Raw genomic sequence first — 16,286 nt, forward strand, 5'->3', positions numbered from 1 at the left:
GCGCCGCCCTGACCATTCGCTACCACCGGATGGAAGCTCTCCGCACGTGGAAAGTAGCAGCCAGCATCGCCTAAGACCTTCAATTACGGCCTTGCCAGCCAACCCTTCGGTTAACGTGACAACACCCTGTAGAGTAATCGCTCGTACCCGAACCTCCTCGAGTATCCGGAACATAATAGTTATCTATTGTCTTTCGACCGGATTCATCAATCCAAACCCAGCGACCACTTTCATCCTGTTCTAGCGCTTTCCCCCTAACGCGGTTGCGCCAAATATCCCTGAAGGCAATAAACAAAAGAAAACCAACCAATGGCCCGACAATAAAAAGCACTTCCATCACATTACTCCTGTTAGGAAATCCATCCACTTCAATTCTCTTCTTCCTACTTGGTCTCCTCCAGTTCCAAAATGTTACCTTCAAGATCTCGAATATATACAAGTTTAATCGGATTTTCGATGGTACCAAGATTTACCACTTCGCCTTGCATAGACCCACCATTTTTCAAAATGGCTTGAATTGTATCATCAATGTTCGACACTCGAATTGCGATGTGCCCAAAACCTGGCTCATTCACTGCAGGCTCTCCTCGACACAAAGGTTCATCGTACTCCATGAGTTCGAGAAACGGCTCGCTTTGATCGGGCGCGTTTAGCCAGATTGACAGAACCTCTGTGTTGGGTAGCCCATTACCACGCGAAATCAGCTCGCCAGAAAGACGCTTTGCTGCACGGCGTTCTTCCAACCCGAAAACTTCGACATAAAAACGTGCAAGGGCAATAGCATCGCGGGCCGTTATACTTATGTGACGTATCTTCAATCGATCGCTCCATTTGCGATTTTTGGATAAACCTACAAGTTAATTTACAACCGTCTATTTATAGGTAGGGCGGTGCAACTATTATTCGTCGCCTTCGAAATGATCAGCATCATGTGTGACGTGTCTATGCTGTAAAATGGGCTTACCAATTCCTCGAATATGAGGAGTTCGCCAACTCAGACCTCCAGATCGCGTTCTCATAAAATGTCCTGTTACCCAATGTGCCTGCTTATTTACCCTAGAGTTATTCGACTTTGATTTTTTCATTACTTCGAGTTGTTTGCGGCCAAGATCACCTAATTTGACAACTATTTTCCGCTCATTTGGGAGGTTTTTACCAGCTTTTTCAGCTCGCCTGCGTTCTGCACGCGCGTAAAGTGGCTGTTCATTCAGTGACAGCATTCCTTCGTATTTAATCAACGTACACAGGGCAACCACCATTGAGCAGAACTCTGTATTGATCCGCAGTTCCTGTTCAACTTGGGGTTTTGCGTCCTCATTGTCTGCAAATCCCAATGGAGAGGAAAAGACCTGAGCGGTTGCGCTCTCCCAGGAAAGAACAGAAGAATTTGGCGCGATACCTTCAGGTAGTCCGACGAAACACTCAGAAAAGAAACCGTTGTCGCTCTCAGCGATCAAACAAATGGACTTCGCTTCTAAATCTCTATCACTTTCCATAAGAATAATAGGGAAGGGGAGCCGGATCGTCTGAAATGTGTCTTCAAGACCATCATCTTTTAACTGCCTGAGAATTTTTGCAAACAAGCGTTCAGTCTCGGAGTCTATAACATAGTGCTGAGCTTGACTCAGCATTTCACGGTGATTTTCTACATACTCTCGGACTTCAGAAACGCGCTGAGGGTCATTCTTTTTGTCGCGAAGAATATAGTCTGTGAAGATGGTTGGGGGTTGTGCAAACAACCGATAAAGATCGTTTCGGAGTGAGTTTTTCACAGTCTAATTGTCCTTTGAAACTAGTCCGAAATAAAAGTCGAGAATAAGGCTTACGCTTTCAAAGCTAAGTCTTGAGTATTATTTTAATCAACTTCCTAACTCTGTTTTGCAAGGCTTGCTCCTAGCCTGGATCGAGATTTAAGTTGTTATTCTTTAAAAAAGTGAGTTTCTTTTTGCGCTGCTTAGTTGATTTCTCTTACTGCAAGGAAGCTAAGCTATTACACCAAACCCAGCTCTACAGCGATAGAAACTGCGTTCTCGTTGGTTAACGCCCCCAACTTCTCTTTCGCAGATGTAAGGTGTCTTGTTACCATCCGGTAGGAGATACCGAGCTGAAACGCTATCTGTGTAATGACCTGTCCTTTACTAAGCAGTCGCAACACGTCTATTTCTCGTTCAGATAGTTTTGTCAAAGAGTGCGATCCCGACAAATCTACGATGTTCAAACTCATTGCAGAATGTACTTTGCTGAGGGTTTCAAAGCCTGCAAGCTGATCCTCGGTCAAGTCAGACAATGGTGCATTAATGGTCACGGTGAACCCGGAAACAATGCGGCCATTTGAGCTTTCGTTTGTAAAACAGAGCATCGACATTAACCCACTAGAAGATAGTGAGCCGCTAAAATCATCAAATTTGGTAGATCGGCGGAACCGTTTTTGAGGTTCGGTCTCCCATATCGTCTTTCGTATGTTCTTTACGGCATTGACCGCCGAGGGATCACATTCATGCCAATCCTGCTCCAAATAGTCTTTCCAAAAAGACTTGTTTTCATAGGAACTCACAAAGAAATCCGGATGCTCAGCACCCGCTCTTGATGTTCCAAGTGTCAAAGAAGTTCCCCCAAGCGCTAAAACCGCCTGATTTAATCGATTCCACTTTTTGTCTAACCGTTCCTCTAAAGCGAGGTCTAAAGTGAGGTTTGCAAAATCTATGTTGTCACTCATTTTGATTCATCGCGCTGTTGAAAGACTAGCTATCCAACTTGTTTGAAATGAAGTCGACTAAACTGCGATACTATCCCCTGGTTCAAATTCATCGAGTTGATGACTGCAGAGAGGATAACCAGCTCTTCCAAAAAGTCCAAATTCCGCAATCACTAATTTGAGGTCCTTGTTTGATGCAATAGCCACCCTTAATCGGCATGTTGCGAGATATTTGGAAACTTCTGAATTGTCGGACGGTCGCGCGTTGGGAACTACTTTAAAAAAGGCTTCGTTGTTTAGTTCCTAGTTAGGAACTTTGCGAACTACAGAGAAATTTGTAGTCAAGAAAGCGTAATTTGAAATCGCTTTGGCCGCCGAAGCGAAGCTGTTTGGAGTTTCGAGAATGGCATTCATATCTCTTTTTACGTTGTTTTTCTTTTTAGCGTATGATGCCGAGTTTTTCGAACCTTGGGACAAAGCAGATTTGCTTTTGAGCAGTACCGCTTGGAATGCGCCTGGTCCGTTGACGGTGGGCTCTGAGAATTTAATCTTCCAGTGTGCTGAATTGGCTGCCATTCCTGCGGCGCATTTTTTGACACAGGATCCTGGGGTTCCCAACTCCTGGGCGGTAGCAGAGCAACGCGATCTCTCCATGGAAAAAATGTCCGAAATGGCTGCAATCTGTCAGTTGGCGGCAGATACATTCCCTAACAATGCAGAAGTGGCTGCAATGAGCGCGTACGCTGATCGACGAATTTTGCAGGACTATCGATTTCGAGAGGGAGAGGTCGATATTCCAATGTTGAGTTTCGCGACGTTGGACAAATTCGAAGCAGCTTTGAATGCAGGTTCATTATTGGCCAGCGTCGAAGTAGGTCTCGCGCACATCTCCGGTTTTTTTGCTAACGAGTTCATCCCAGAAAATCGTGACCTTGGTCATAGGTTGATCAAACGGGCTGCTGACCTTGGGTATCCCTATGCACAGTACCAACTCGGTCTAATCTACGAAAAAGGAAGGACGGGGAAATACCAGTTTGTTGAGGCCGGAAGTTACTATAGAGCTGCCGCCCAACAGGGGTACGCCCCCGCGCAGTTCAGGCTTGGTAAGCTTCACCAGGTCGGCCTTGGTGTCGAAGAAAGTTCTGAAGTGGCCCTTCATTATATCACTTTGGCGGCTGATATGGGACTACCAATAGCTTTAGAATGGCTCGACCAAAACTAGGTAGTCGCGCAATCGAAGATGTGTGCGTCATAAGAACTAACCTATTCGGTAACAACAGAGTTTTGGTGGTTTCGTTGTGTCGCCTTTGGGTCAGTGTTGCAAGCACACAAAAAACTAGTCTTGCAGACACGCAAATCAAATTGGGAGTTCAGACGGATGCAGATTTGTGATTGCGCTAAGGCATTTAGCTTGAAATCAGCTAAGTCGACATTTGTACTACCGCTACTCGTTGTTATAGTTCTCTTAAATTCTAATCAAGTTTCTGCAGCTGCTGGAAGAGACCCAGTGGTTCAAGAATGCGTTGAACTTGCAAACCCACCAGCACCCCATTACCTCTTTCCGACATTACCCGCCGAGATAAGTGAGCAATTTGGGCCACCGGAAGAGTTGTCCATTGAGCAAGAAACACATCTCATAAAAACATGCCAATCTGCGCTAGCTAAGTTTCCACTTCATCCAGAAGTTATGGCCGTGACAGCATGGGCTGAAGCAAGAGTTCTGGGTATTGATCTCCTAGAGCAAGCGTACAAAGCTAGGATGATCGCACCGCTCAAACTTGAACCGACCACAAAACTAAAACAATCAGTGGCGGCCGGGTCTGTTTTCGGAAAAACAGCATTTGGTCTTGCGCTTATCAGGGGGAAACTCTTGGGTGAGTATTTGACCAAGGACTTGAAACTGGGTCGAACAATGATCGAGCAAGCCGCAGAATCAGGTTACCCGTGGGCGCAAGTTAAGCTGTCCCGCTTACACTACCAGCGAAAATTAAACGATTCAAATGTTGAGGCTGCTCTCAAATATGCGAAGGCCGCAGCTGAAAATGAGTATCCGCTAGGAAACTTACTGCTAGGAAGCTACTATTTTCATGGGATTTTTCCTCTTCTGGATGAAAACGAACCTCTAGGTTTAGAGTATATGCGCAAAGCATCGTCACAAGGCGTCGTGGGCGCACAAAGGTTTCTTGAAAGACAAGGCAAATAGCGGTCATTTATTGGCCTCATCAGTCGTTGAAAGTGTTGGATCTTCTGGTCTTAAATTCTCAGTTTCTCAAACCATTCTTTTCACCAAGCACAGAGGAGTCTAACGGCACAAGGCGCATAAAGTTCCGATTTTTCGAGCGGCTTCATCCGATCTAAAGCCCGAATTTGGCTACGTTTCGATGCAATCTGGACAATTCTTATCACCGTCGGATTTTTGTTCCCTACTTAATTGAATTGATTGGCTCTCTTGATCGCTCGGTCTTGAAGTTGATTTGTCTATGCTGTCGCTTTCCGACGGGTCGAATGTTGATGTTTTTTCGTCATTCTTTTTTACGTCTTTCTTGCCTATAATCGCATTGACCTCTCTATCGAGGCGCTTCTTTTGCGAACTTGTTAGTAGTGCAGATTCTTCAATGGCCTTGCGAGCCGCAATCGGGTCGTTTTCCATTGCCGCAAGAATATCCCGCTCTTCTTTCTCTCTCAGCGGCCTTAGCGTGAATATGGAGCGATCCCTTTTGCGCGCGTTCGTCTCATCATATGAATCCAATGTCTGCTTCTCGATCGCGGTGGGTTTCATACGATCAACGATCTCTTGCTCACTCTTAATATTGGCCGCCATTGCTGTCCTGGTCCGATAAATCGCCTTTGTTCCCAGAATAGGTTGATGCCCAGTGATCTTAATGATCGATCCCCATGGCCCGAGGCTCGCGAGGCGGTGCTGCGCAAAAAGTGGGACTTCCTTTAGCTGGGTCTGAGCAGTTTCGCCCGATTGTCCCGCGAAGAGCTGATAATCGGGGCGTGACCGGTTCTCACTGGTAGTTGTGGTCATGACGGTGTGCTGGCCAAACATCTTTGAGAACTTGGCGGAGCCATCTGGGTTTTCCATGGAACCAATGACTTTGTTCTGCATGGTATCAAACCACGAGCTGAACTCATGCGGCCCCCAGATTTCCTCGATCTGACCGATGGTCTGATAGATCAGCATGAGATGAATGCCATAGCCACGGCCGACATTGCGCAATGTCTTCAGGATCTCCAAACCTTTCAGCATGGCCGCTTCATCCATCATGAACAGCCGACGGGCAGGGGGATTGTCTGGCTGTATGAGCATACGCATTGCCAGAACAATTGTCGTGAAGAAGAGCCGGATCATTGCGGGGTGATGCTCTACAATGATGTCTGGGACGTTGATGAACACATCCGTGTTTGGATGGAACAGATCTGTCAGCGCAATTGGATCTCGGTCTGGTGGATTGGTGATGTACTTCCGAGCGTCCGGCATAGTCAGGAACTGGAGGTTATTGAAGACCTCTCCTTTGACACCGCTGTATTGCTTGTTGTCCATCTGCGCGACCTCAAGGAGAGCTGCCTTGATGAACTTCTGATCTTCGTCGTCTGGGATTTGTTCCGCCATGCCGCCAAATACGGATTGGGGCATATTGACGAGCTGCATCAAAAATTCTGGAACGTCGTTTTGACCTGATCGCACGGCATAAGCCATAAGCGCGGTTAAGAACCGCGCGGCGGAGTTTCGGAAATACTCTGAGTTCGCCGTGACCTGTCCCATTGGTGGGCAGATCGCATTGGCAATCGCAATGTAAAGGGATGGGTGATCGCGCGCGAGCGGGAATATCAGGCTCAGCGGATCAAGCCCGTTTTCCGCATCGATCTTGATGACCGTGCGGCCCATGGCTTCTCGATGGTCTTTGCATCGTGCATAGAGATCGCATTTCGGATCCACGACAAAGATGGGCCCGTCATATTCATGGATATTGGGAATGAGGATACCGGAGGTCTTAAAGCTGCCTGAAGGGGAGACCACGAGTGTGTGGCCGTTGCCCTCACGCGGATCCACTTGGATCAAATCCCCTTGGCCCTGTTTCCCCCAGGTACTCTTATCAAAGGGCTGGAAGTTCGGACTTTCTGTCAGAGGGTTTGTGTCCTCGCCCAAAACAATGCCGCCTTTGACGCGCAGCCGGTCCTTAATGCGGGTCTTTGGCGCCCATGTTGCATCTGGGAGAACAGCGGTCTCAGCTGATCCCACAGGTGCCTCGATGTCGCGATGGCTGACTCCTTTGCGCCACCAAGTTACATAGGTGCGTGTCGCCATAAGCAGGATTCCGACTGAGACCAGCATCAGCGCGCCATCCACAACCGTCGCACCGTTCATGGCATTGCCGCTAAATAGAGTATCGCGTGTGACCCGGCTTATTTCGTAGTTGAGGATTGTCCACCGACTGCTGGTGCCCGCGTCCCGGAAATAATAGATTGATGGGCCAAAGGCCCAAAGTAGCAAAACACCCCACAGCGCGAGAATGCCGGCCGTGCGCTTGAGGGCGTCAAATCGGATCAGAAGTGTGAGCGCCCAGGGCAAGAAAATGCTGCCGTAGGCAATGGCGGCCGAAAGCATTGACACGCGCGCGCCGTAAGGCACGCCGAGCAACATGGGCGCAAAGTCATCAATATGCCCTGAAATTGTGATGGGAAGTAACACCATCACCATAACAAAAAAGGCAATGCCTATGTTCAGAGGGATGTCCCATTTGGCCGAGAATGCGGTGAGCTCTGACTTCAATGTGTTTCTTCTACTCATGGTTTTTTGCCTAATCTTTGTCTTTATGCGGTTTGGAAAATGAATGTGCGGGCTACGCGCAGCATCGCGCTCAGCCCTTCGCGCCGACGAAGCCAATTGAGATAGCGCCAAAGAGAAACGTGTTGGGCTGGGAAGTCTTCAGGCATCGCGAGATCCGCGAATTTGCGCGCATAGTAGGCGCCTTCATCGCGCATATAGGTGCGGGCTGTGCCAGGCAAAACAACGCAAACGCCAAAGTCCTCTTCAAGCTTCCGGAGTACAAGTTCTTCAATGATAGACGGATGTTCGGGTCGCACAGCAATCCCATCTGTGTTCCAGTAACACTGCTCATCCCAGTTCACCATCGAGAGGTCGGTTGAGGGTTTGAGACCCTTGGGCCGAAACACCGCTTTCTGAAACTGTCTGTCGGGCAGGAATGTTACTTCGATGTCTTTAATACCCCAGAGGCTTTGCACTGCTCTGAGCGAATTCATGATCAGGTTTTGATCGCGGTCGGTCTCGGTGATCTGATTACAGGTGTGCTCGATGATGGACGTGCCGAGGCGTTTGTCCGTGCGATGGAGTGCGAAGACCAAGGCGCGAATGGCATTGCGCGCGGCTTCCGTGGGTTGGGTCTCTGTGAAATCTGCTAACCTCAGAAGAAGCTTATTGCCGAGGGTTTCGTATCCCTCGAAAAACTGCGTACGGCCCTCGTCGGGATCTAGCCCAAGATCGGCACAGAGCTTGCGATAGGGGGCTGAGGTCCATGTGTAGATCGAGGTCTGATAATCATTGAGCCGGTTAAGAGCTTCAAGCGCGGGAATGCCGGCCGTCTCAATTGGAAAATTGAGCAAATCATAAAAAGGCGTGTCATCTTCAACCAAAGCGCCGACTTCAAAAACCTGCAGGGCAGGCATCGCGTCTGAAACGATATTGCAGATCGCGATGTCTGATAGTCCGTTGCCGCGAGATAGTTTTACGCCTGTCGTTCCGTGAAGGCGGATCTTGCTAAAGGTCATTAAGAAATACTCTGCTCTTTATTGGTATCGCCCCAGTTATCCAGCAGGGGCTTTATGGTGCGGGTGTTGCGATCGGCCTGTGAGGCGGATCCGCGTTTGATAAATGTCTTGAGTTTTGGAATGAGGGTGCCGCGCGCGTCTTCGTCTTCATTGAGGAGATCCATCAGAAACGCGCCAAGTAAGATCTTCTGCCGCGTATCAAGCTTGCGATCATTCTGAGTCTGGCGCATGGAAATCGCTCCTAATCCTTTGGTGAGTTGTGCGGATTTTGAAGGACGGCTGTCATTGGGCTGATAGGTCTTCAGGAAGGTCGTCAGTTCCGCCTTGGTGAACCGCTTTCCCAGAATGCCGCTGGCATCGACCGCATCGAGCAGGCGATCAAACTCGATCTCTTGCAGCTCATCGCGTTCCTCAATCAGCTTGGCGAGTTGTGCGTCACTCCGAGCGAATCCACGCTTAGTAGCCTTCGAATTCCCTGCCTCTCGCTGCGCTCGAACGGGATTTCGAACGCTCTCTTTGTGTGATGTTTCGTGGGTTCGCTCTTTACGTCGCATGTCAGCTCGCCCGACCGGTATCCGGAAGATCCGGAATGCCTTCATCGCTCTCCCAGATCCACGGCTCATAGCGGCCCTCATTTGCGGCCTTATGGAGCGCAGCCACACGTTCGGGGCTGTCACTGGGATCACTGGCAAAGAGGGAAACTGGCTCAGGTGTGTCCAGTAGAATGGCACGCGCGATCGGAGCGCCTACCGGCTCATGAAACCGCAGAGATTTGGCAAATGCACGTTTGTGAGCCGTCAAATGCGTGACCAGATCAAGATCCCGCATATCCTCAAACGGAATCCAATTGGAACTCACCAACATAAGCGTCAGCTCATGCACGACAGGATACCCGAGCTTGGCCGTGCTAACAGTCGCGAGAATAATCTGTTGCGCATTGGGATAGGCCAGAGCCAATTCACGTTTTTGGGCGAAGACCTTCTCAAAACGCGCATAGAGGTCAGGATCCATAAAGAGCGGCTTGCCGAGATGTTTAATCGTGAGGCGCGCTCCATGTGTGCTTGGCTCCACGTCTTTGAGCTCGCCAATCAAAATGCCGAGTTTCTGCCCGCTCTTACCGGGGATAGGGCGCAGCTTGGAAAAGAAGCTCTCGCGCGCGGCATTCAGCGCTTCCTTTTGATCGGGCTTAAAGGGATCAGGTACAAAGAGCTGATTGGACAGCTCATCCTTCTTCACAACTTTGGATGCGGCCGCCGCGCGAAGCGCATTGGCGACAACACCCCACCAGCGTTTGCCTTCCATCTTGGGATACCAGTTCGCAAGGCCGGCTTCATACCAAAGGTACTGGAGCGTGCCATAGAGTGTGAGCTTTGAGGGTGGAGACGAGGCATCGGATGCTTCAGCATCGCCCGGTTCGGGCGCATTGCGTTTCTTGCCGGTCTTCGTGAGTGCAAAGGCAAACTTCAGATAGGTGGTGTCGGTCTCGTCATCTTCTTCAATGGCTCTACCTTGCAGTCGCGCGAGGCCGGAGACTTCTTCCGGTGGCAGCCATGATGGACAACCTGGCGCATGATCCGGACCCGACGATGGCATACGCTTTACGATATACGTGCCATTTACATTGGCCACATACATTGCCGGCGACGCTGCGCAGCATCCACAGGCCAGTCGCTCTTTATTGTCCCAGGCTTTCGCCAGTGCAGCCTGACCATCCGTGGTTAGCGGATCGATGGGAGATCCATTTAGCAAAAGCATGGTTGGAAACTCCTGCAATAGTGCGCTAATTTAGGGTCAGTATTGCCATCATAATTAACATAAGTATAGTTACGCGCGGAGCGCCATGGTGCTAAAACCAATCCTCTCATTGGCCCAAACTCCACGTTAGAAATGGCCGCCAAAACGCATCAACTTGATCAATCTCTATCGGGCCAAGAACGCGACTATCGAGACTGGTCTCTGTATCACCCTGGACAACCAACCCGCCTGTGGTTTGCTCAGCAACGAGACGCTTGATGATGCGCTTTTTGCTTGGTGCACTTGGAGAACAGAACCGCTCAAAAAAGGAAGCGCTTTGCAGTTCCTGCGGTAGACAGAAGGTCACATAGACATCAGCAGACGCTAGTTTGCCTAACTTAGCATCACTTTCCCCAAGGCGTTTATAAACGCCTAAAGGGACCGAGTTGGTGAAGTTCCAAGTATATTGAGGTGGACTCTTCGGCATAATGGTCGGCGCGATGAGCAATGCGCCCAGACCGAACACAACCGCCAGAGCCTTTGGTAGGCGCTGACGCAGACCAGGTTCAATTGCTTGCATAAGGATCCACCGCGAAAATCGTGTGAATGGACTTCCCCAGCCCACCGTCTTTGCCAGCTTTCTTGATGGACTGCTCGATCCTCTCTTTGCGCGTTGGACCAGATAGTTTGAATCTACCATTGCCGCCCCGATCGAAGTGATAGACCGTGAGTGTCTCGAACTTGATGGCGTCGCTAGGCTGGTTTGGCGTGCGAAATGGAATGACTTTGTAGTTCACTTCCTTGCCCGACAGCATCGCCAGCACGTTATCTGGTGTGGTCAGTGCTTTGTTGCCGGCTAGACCTTTGTATCGAGACTCCCCTTTCTTTGGTCCGGTTAAAACCGGCAAAGCCGCCCAGATCGCAGCAAGACAATTGCCAAACCTAAGATTGTCTTTAGGTAGATCTCTATTAGGACATTCAGAGATTAAAAGCTGCGCGAGGCGATCCTGCAGCTTTGCATCAAATTTACTGTCCAAGGGAATATTGTATTGCTGAACAAGGCGCGCGAGCGTTTTGCGGATAAACTGATATCCCCCTGACGCCGTAGATTTTGTTCCCCTCAAAGACTTCTGCCATTCCAGCACTTCACCGACCGTCAGCTGCGTGAGAGGCTTTGGAGGTGGCGATTTTATCCCTGTGTAGTACCGATCATAGCTGCCACCGGCTTCAAAATGGCGGATGAAACGCAGCATATCGTCATGCTTTGGCGTTTCGGCGTGAGCAAAGTGTGTGACTCCAGCAAATGCGATCAGGAGAACCACTAATTGAAGCAAGGTCGATTTCTTCGAAAATGACATTTGAGACATTAAATCCGTGTCCTTTTAACCAAGAATTTTTGCCACGCGCCCTGGCAGCGAGAAGATCAGTACCGTCGCTATGACTTCAAACAGCACTGCGGTCAGAGCATTCAAAATGGGATTAAGAAGTCCTCTGGATGTCGATTGCATCTCAAGAGTCGTCGCCAAAATGAGCGAGACAGCCACTATGGCCAGAAGGTATCCGCCCATCTTTGTCAGTGAGCGGCGCATAATGTCTTTGGTCTCATCCGCAGCACCAAAGGGCAGTAGCAAAATGGCTTGTGCGCCAACCAGCAACACGCGACCCCAGTAGAAAACAACAGAACCAAGGCTAATGGCGGTGAGCAGCACCACAATGATTGCACAAAGGGCGAGAAAGCTACCAAACAGAACTTGTCGCAGGGTCTCTTCAACCCCGTCTAAAAACACCGACCAGAGCGAAAGAGATCTGTTGGACCCTTCGAGTAAAATGGCCTGGGCGATGCCGAGCTTTTCCCGCGCGTAGGTTGTAAGCGAGAAACCACTCCCCCGCCCCGGGCCGCTGGCTGCCGAAAGCCCCAAAGCCTCCTCTGCAAGCCACCAGATTAACGGTCCCATTGTGGCAAGCGACCCCATGAGGAAGATAGCCAGAAGTAATTGAGGCAAGAACGCAGCGAACACCGTGCCTATGGCGTTGCCTTGGATAGATGCATTGCCAAATTTGGTAATGATGCCAAAGGTCAGAATGAGGCCAAGCAAGGACAGAACCACAGGGGTTATTGCTTCTATGACCGCGGCAGAGGTTTCCCCCAAAATGCGCAACATCTTGTCGAGTTCGAGACCAATGGCCGTTCCGATCCGCGCGACTGTCGCACTGGATTTCGTGTCCGCGAGCGTGGTTTCACAAGTGTAGAACGCCCTAAACGTCTCTGCGTCCAAAAGTGCGTGGTTTCCCGCGATGCCTTCGTAAAAGGATGCGCCACTTGATCCGGGGCCAGTCGTAGGCAATGACGCCCAAACTCCTGCGATGCGATTGGCTGTCTTATGCCCAATTGGCCCTGATCTATACCCTGTTTCGCGCAGAAGATATCGACCAATCCGATCTTGCACACCTGGTGAAAACCGCTCGTGCTTGCGCACAACGCCGCGCTCCACCATGCGCTCCAATGTGGCGCGAATAACCTGATATCGACCTGCGGCAGATGAGACAGCTGTGCGGCTGGCTTGTCGTTGCCACGCTATTACTTCTGAGACACGCATCGATGTAATTGGGCGCGGCGGATCGAGTTTCACACCGCCATATACTTGGTCACAACCCTGTGGAGCTTCCAGCGATCCGATCAGATCCAGCATTTCGTCTTCTGTACACGCGCGGATCTGCGATGCTGTCAGAAGCAGCGCCGCCAAGACGAGAGTGGCGTAAAACCGCCACCGGTTGCCATTCTGACCTGATATGGAGCGGCCCAGAAACATTAGTAGAGACGCTTGCCCTGAAGATAGAGCGGCTTATCCAGCAGCACATTGACCACTTGTCCTGATTTGATCGTGAACCTTGGTCCACGTGCCAGACGCGCACCCATATAATCCTGTGTGACGTTAGAAACAGATTGGCCGAGGGCCTGCCCCGCGAGGGCCGAGAGATCACTTGAAGATCCTTGAGAGCGTCCGGCATTCGCCGCCAGATTGACCAAAGCGCCAGTCAGCACCGTCGTCAAAAAGCCGGTCTGCCGCTTTCCAGTAACGCCGCTTGCGCCTTTGGCATCCACCGCACCTTGGTGATCGAGCGGCACAATGCGCCCATCGGGAAACTGGATTTCGTCCCACGCAACCAACAGCCGAGATTGCCCGGGTGCCGTTTCGGTGTTGTATTGCCCAATAAGCAAAGAACCTCGTGGAATCATTTCATAGTGGCCGGTTCGGCTGTCATAAACCGGGTCAGTCACCATAGCTCGAACTAAACCCGGAAGCTCTGAACGCAACTCGGTTAGCATAGCCGCTGAAATAAAGGTGCCTCGTTCAAGAGCTTGAGTGCCAGCAGGTTGAACAGGCCGATCTTTATGTGGCTGTATGCTGGTGGCTGGCTCCACCGATGCAGCAGTTACTTGTGGCGGAACTTGCAGCACAGGAGCCGTGGGAACAATTGGCGACTGAGATGATGGAATTTGTATCGATTGGTTGCCAAGAAGTGGGGCTGACAAGCTTGATGTAATACCGTTAGGCGTAACCACGTTCTCAACCGGGCTAAGCCCTTGGCTTGCATTCAGCGCCACTGGTTGCGGCGTCAGCGTGTAGAGTGAGTTTCCAAGCGGCGCTTCACCAGCCATGCGTTCCCGTTGGCGTCGATGCTGTCGTTCTTCAGCCTCTGCCTGAAGGGTTTCAAGCCGAATGGCTTCAATCAGCTCCAATTGTTCGTCAGATAGAGTCGGCGCTGGCGCCTCTCGCTGCGTGGTACTGGTAGAAACCGTTGTGCGCGTATTTGTTGGCCTTCTGCCTTGTTGGTTTTCGACCGGATCATTCGCGTCGTCAGTCACGCCAGTTGATTTGGATTCGACTTGATCGGCGAGGTTTGTATCCTCACCCACAGCCCCGTCGAATTGTTGTTCCTGCCGAACAATCCAGCTTTTGGAGGCGAGTGTCTTGAGCTGATCACTTGCAAACGAAGCCATAAACGCCACAAATGCGACCCCGAAGAGACCTACGAAGGCAAAGTTCCTGATCTTTCTAACCATCGTCTTCTCCCTAAAACGCTCTAATCCGCTGAATGTCGAAGTCCTCGACAATGAGGCCCAACGGATTAACCAACAGCTGCTCGCGAGGCAGATTCCCGGCCTGCGAAACAACAAAGCTTCCCCGGTATCGGTACCTAGTGGTGATTTCCCCCGTCAGCGTGCGCTCAGTCTCGTCCCAGTCCACAAAGAAGGTGTTGCCTTCTGATTGGTTCACAGAAACTATCTTGATTGCCGACGTTCCAGTTTTGACTCTTTCAAACGGGTTGGTTCTCAAGTCGTCGCCGTATTGAACGATTTTTGCGCGTGCCGAAGATCCGCGAATGACGAAGGACTGAAGGCGCGTGTAATTGCCGTGGATCACGGCTGCATCAGCTGGAACGGAGCGGAACTGACGCACGAAGCGGGCTAGTTCAGCCTTTACAACCGTTTCGGGCCAATCCTTGATCTCAAGTGCTTGACCAGCGAGCCGCGCCTGCCCTACTCCGTCAACAGCGACGACATATGGCGTGCGCTCTGGCTTGCTGGCGTAGTGTATCGCTACCCCACCAACCACAGCACTCAGGAACGCGAAGAAATAGGCAGCATTACGCCAGTTCTTCGTGGCGTTCAGATGTCCTTGAAACCAGCTGTCCCACTCCGAGTGCCGCCCAGATAGCGCTTCTGATTGGTCTAAGTTGCCGGCAGCCTCATTCACCAGCTCAACATCATTTTGCATTACGGTTTCATTCATTTTTTGCTTTCCCAAACTTTCCGCGCAGATCTGAGGCTGCTTGCTGTGCAAGGCCAGTTACCGGGCGGCTCCACCCTGCGCCTGCGTAGGTTTTTGCCCCTTTGCCTGCGCTTGCGAGCGCCGACGTCGCGATCTCACCAGCACTGCCACCGGCTGCACTCACACCGCCTGACGCAAGACCGCCCAGACCACCACCAGCTGCACCAAGTGTTGCGGCACTCGCTTTTGCGATGCCGCCAGCAACGGCCGCGCCCAGCAATGGACCAAGCGCTGTTGATCCGCCTGATCCAACCAGGCCTTGGATGGTGCGAGGCAGCATTAAAATCAGAAAGACGCCCACGACTTGCAGCAGGAGCGAGGCAAGGACTTCGGTCAGTCCACCATCCCAGCCTCCCGCCTGCCCGAATGCGGCGGATGACGCCCCGGTAATGATTGCGTAGGTCAACAAAATGGTGACTAGCGCCAAAGTTGAGCCCAGCAAGGTCATGAAATAGGTTTTGACGAGATCTTTTGTTGGCTCAAAAACTCCAAGGCCAAGAACGATCATCCCAAGAACCGCAACGAAATAGAGCTCGCCATATGCAACGACGAAAACGACGATCGTTACGCCCAATAGAACAGTTGCAACGAGAGCGATAAAGACAAACAGGAATGTGGCAGGTGACAGCAAGTCGATGGAGTCCAACATACTGGCAAGACCAGACAGCCCGTTTTGCAAGATGTTTCCAACGCTAGGCTCCGCAGCAGTTCCTGCCCCAGTGCTTGAAAGACCAGCCCCTTGCGCGGCAGCTTGATTCAGCACCCCAGAAAACTGCAGGAGCCACCCAACAATGTCAGGAATGATTGTCACGATCCCCAACAAGAAAACGGCCATAATTACGCTGTAGCCGAGTTTCTGAAGAAACTCCGCAAAAGGCGTGTTGCCGATCGTGCTACGCCCAAGAGAAACGATGATATTGATTGCAAAGAAGGTGAGAATGGCCCCGCGCGTGATCGACGCGATTTCATCGATGACACCAGTCAGCACCGCTTTCAGGGATCTAATAAGGCCATCCGCGCTTTCCCCGCTCACTTCGTTACCAGTTGAAGCAACTTCTGGGACCGATGGTACAAATGGAGCATGCCCCAAGGCGCTTGCAGCGCAGGGCAACAAAACCATTAGGCCACCAAGAGCAAGCCTTAGAGCGTTTTCATGTCCTGTTGATGCCAAATTCCCTGCCTCGACCTTCGGTCGAACGGGATTTTGACCCCACTTGTGTTTAAATGTT

Annotated in this window: 16 protein-coding genes; 2 read left to right on the forward strand and 14 right to left on the reverse strand. The window is 50.9% G+C overall.

The annotated features are described in order from the left end of the window. Positions 1-79 precede the first annotated feature (79 nt). The 4 genes from WG622_RS17170 to WG622_RS17185 form a co-directional block, all read right to left on the reverse strand. Positions 80-337, reverse strand: coding sequence for a hypothetical protein (locus WG622_RS17170; RefSeq protein ID WP_339404643.1), 258 nt, complete (start codon positions 335-337; stop codon positions 80-82). 46 nt (positions 338-383) lie between these two features. Next, the gene (locus WG622_RS17175; RefSeq protein ID WP_339404644.1) at positions 384-818 is read right to left on the reverse strand and encodes a VOC family protein; all 435 of its coding nucleotides are present in this window, start codon (positions 816-818) and stop codon (positions 384-386) included. Positions 819-899: 81 nt separating this feature from the next. Further along, positions 900-1,772: a hypothetical protein gene (locus WG622_RS17180; RefSeq protein WP_339404645.1), complete on the reverse strand. Its 873-nt coding sequence runs from the start codon at positions 1,770-1,772 to the stop codon at positions 900-902. A gap of 218 nt (positions 1,773-1,990) precedes the next feature. Next, positions 1,991-2,716: a response regulator transcription factor gene (locus WG622_RS17185; protein WP_339404646.1), complete on the reverse strand. Its 726-nt coding sequence runs from the start codon at positions 2,714-2,716 to the stop codon at positions 1,991-1,993. A 382-nt stretch (positions 2,717-3,098) separates the two neighbouring features. Between WG622_RS17185 and WG622_RS17190 the strand changes: the two genes are divergently transcribed. Both WG622_RS17190 and WG622_RS17195 read left to right on the forward strand, forming a co-directional pair. Further along, the gene (locus tag WG622_RS17190; protein WP_339404647.1) at positions 3,099-3,917 is read left to right on the forward strand and encodes a tetratricopeptide repeat protein; all 819 of its coding nucleotides are present in this window, start codon (positions 3,099-3,101) and stop codon (positions 3,915-3,917) included. Positions 3,918-4,073: 156 nt separating this feature from the next. Continuing rightward, positions 4,074-4,898: an SEL1-like repeat protein gene (locus WG622_RS17195; RefSeq protein WP_339404648.1), complete on the forward strand. Its 825-nt coding sequence runs from the start codon at positions 4,074-4,076 to the stop codon at positions 4,896-4,898. 168 nt (positions 4,899-5,066) lie between these two features. On the opposite strand, the gene WG622_RS17200 is transcribed toward WG622_RS17195, so the two are convergent. From WG622_RS17200 to WG622_RS17245, 10 genes are all read right to left on the reverse strand, one after another. Then, the gene (locus WG622_RS17200) at positions 5,067-7,490 is read right to left on the reverse strand and encodes a type IV secretory system conjugative DNA transfer family protein (RefSeq protein ID WP_339404649.1); all 2,424 of its coding nucleotides are present in this window, start codon (positions 7,488-7,490) and stop codon (positions 5,067-5,069) included. A gap of 23 nt (positions 7,491-7,513) precedes the next feature. After that, positions 7,514-8,488 (reverse strand): hypothetical protein, encoded by a 975-nt coding sequence (locus WG622_RS17205; RefSeq protein ID WP_303963383.1) that lies wholly within the window; start codon positions 8,486-8,488, stop codon positions 7,514-7,516. Further along, the gene (locus tag WG622_RS17210; RefSeq protein ID WP_303963380.1) at positions 8,488-9,042 is read right to left on the reverse strand and encodes a hypothetical protein; all 555 of its coding nucleotides are present in this window, start codon (positions 9,040-9,042) and stop codon (positions 8,488-8,490) included. The genes WG622_RS17205 and WG622_RS17210 overlap by 1 nt, the downstream gene beginning before the upstream one ends. Before the next feature lies 1 nt (position 9,043). Further along, entirely contained in the window at positions 9,044-10,243 is a 1,200-nt protein-coding gene (locus tag WG622_RS17215; protein WP_303963378.1) for a DUF1173 family protein, read from the reverse strand. 106 nt (positions 10,244-10,349) lie between these two features. After that, on the reverse strand, positions 10,350-10,802 hold the full coding sequence (locus WG622_RS17220; protein WP_303963376.1) for a hypothetical protein: 453 nt from the start codon (positions 10,800-10,802) through the stop codon (positions 10,350-10,352). Next, complete coding sequence (locus WG622_RS17225) at positions 10,789-11,589, reverse strand: lysozyme family protein (protein WP_303963373.1); 801 nt, start codon at positions 11,587-11,589, stop codon at positions 10,789-10,791. Before WG622_RS17225 ends, WG622_RS17220 begins: the two co-directional genes overlap by 14 nt. Positions 11,590-11,604: 15 nt before the next feature. Continuing rightward, positions 11,605-12,912 (reverse strand): hypothetical protein, encoded by a 1,308-nt coding sequence (locus tag WG622_RS17230; protein ID WP_339404650.1) that lies wholly within the window; start codon positions 12,910-12,912, stop codon positions 11,605-11,607. A 119-nt stretch (positions 12,913-13,031) separates the two neighbouring features. Further along, positions 13,032-14,288, reverse strand: a complete 1,257-nt coding sequence (locus tag WG622_RS17235) for a TrbI/VirB10 family protein (RefSeq protein ID WP_339404651.1) — start codon at positions 14,286-14,288, stop codon at positions 13,032-13,034. 10 nt (positions 14,289-14,298) lie between these two features. Next, entirely contained in the window at positions 14,299-15,018 is a 720-nt protein-coding gene (locus WG622_RS17240) for a VirB8 family type IV secretion system protein (protein WP_303963365.1), read from the reverse strand. Next, on the reverse strand, positions 15,011-16,090 hold the full coding sequence (locus tag WG622_RS17245) for a type IV secretion system protein (RefSeq protein ID WP_339404652.1): 1,080 nt from the start codon (positions 16,088-16,090) through the stop codon (positions 15,011-15,013). Before WG622_RS17245 ends, WG622_RS17240 begins: the two co-directional genes overlap by 8 nt. Positions 16,091-16,286 lie beyond the last annotated feature (196 nt).

Source organism: Cognatishimia coralii (assembly GCF_037478305.1).
Classification (GTDB): domain Bacteria; phylum Pseudomonadota; class Alphaproteobacteria; order Rhodobacterales; family Rhodobacteraceae; genus Cognatishimia; species Cognatishimia coralii.

Coding starts and splice junctions, on each gene's coding strand:
- WG622_RS17170 (WP_339404643.1), bottom strand. CDS start 337: ATGGAAGTGCTTTTTATTGTCGGGCCATTGGTTGGTTTTCTTTTGTTT.
- WG622_RS17185 (WP_339404646.1), bottom strand. CDS start 2,716: ATGAGTGACAACATAGATTTTGCAAACCTCACTTTAGACCTCGCTTTA.
- WG622_RS17190 (WP_339404647.1), top strand. CDS start 3,099: ATGGCATTCATATCTCTTTTTACGTTGTTTTTCTTTTTAGCGTATGAT.
- WG622_RS17195 (WP_339404648.1), top strand. CDS start 4,074: ATGCAGATTTGTGATTGCGCTAAGGCATTTAGCTTGAAATCAGCTAAG.
- WG622_RS17200 (WP_339404649.1), bottom strand. CDS start 7,490: ATGAGTAGAAGAAACACATTGAAGTCAGAGCTCACCGCATTCTCGGCC.
- WG622_RS17205 (WP_303963383.1), bottom strand. CDS start 8,488: ATGACCTTTAGCAAGATCCGCCTTCACGGAACGACAGGCGTAAAACTA.
- WG622_RS17210 (WP_303963380.1), bottom strand. CDS start 9,042: ATGCGACGTAAAGAGCGAACCCACGAAACATCACACAAAGAGAGCGTT.
- WG622_RS17215 (WP_303963378.1), bottom strand. CDS start 10,243: ATGCTTTTGCTAAATGGATCTCCCATCGATCCGCTAACCACGGATGGT.
- WG622_RS17220 (WP_303963376.1), bottom strand. CDS start 10,802: ATGCAAGCAATTGAACCTGGTCTGCGTCAGCGCCTACCAAAGGCTCTG.
- WG622_RS17225 (WP_303963373.1), bottom strand. CDS start 11,589: ATGTCTCAAATGTCATTTTCGAAGAAATCGACCTTGCTTCAATTAGTG.
- WG622_RS17230 (WP_339404650.1), bottom strand. CDS start 12,912: ATGCTGGATCTGATCGGATCGCTGGAAGCTCCACAGGGTTGTGACCAA.
- WG622_RS17235 (WP_339404651.1), bottom strand. CDS start 14,288: ATGGTTAGAAAGATCAGGAACTTTGCCTTCGTAGGTCTCTTCGGGGTC.
- WG622_RS17240 (WP_303963365.1), bottom strand. CDS start 15,018: ATGAATGAAACCGTAATGCAAAATGATGTTGAGCTGGTGAATGAGGCT.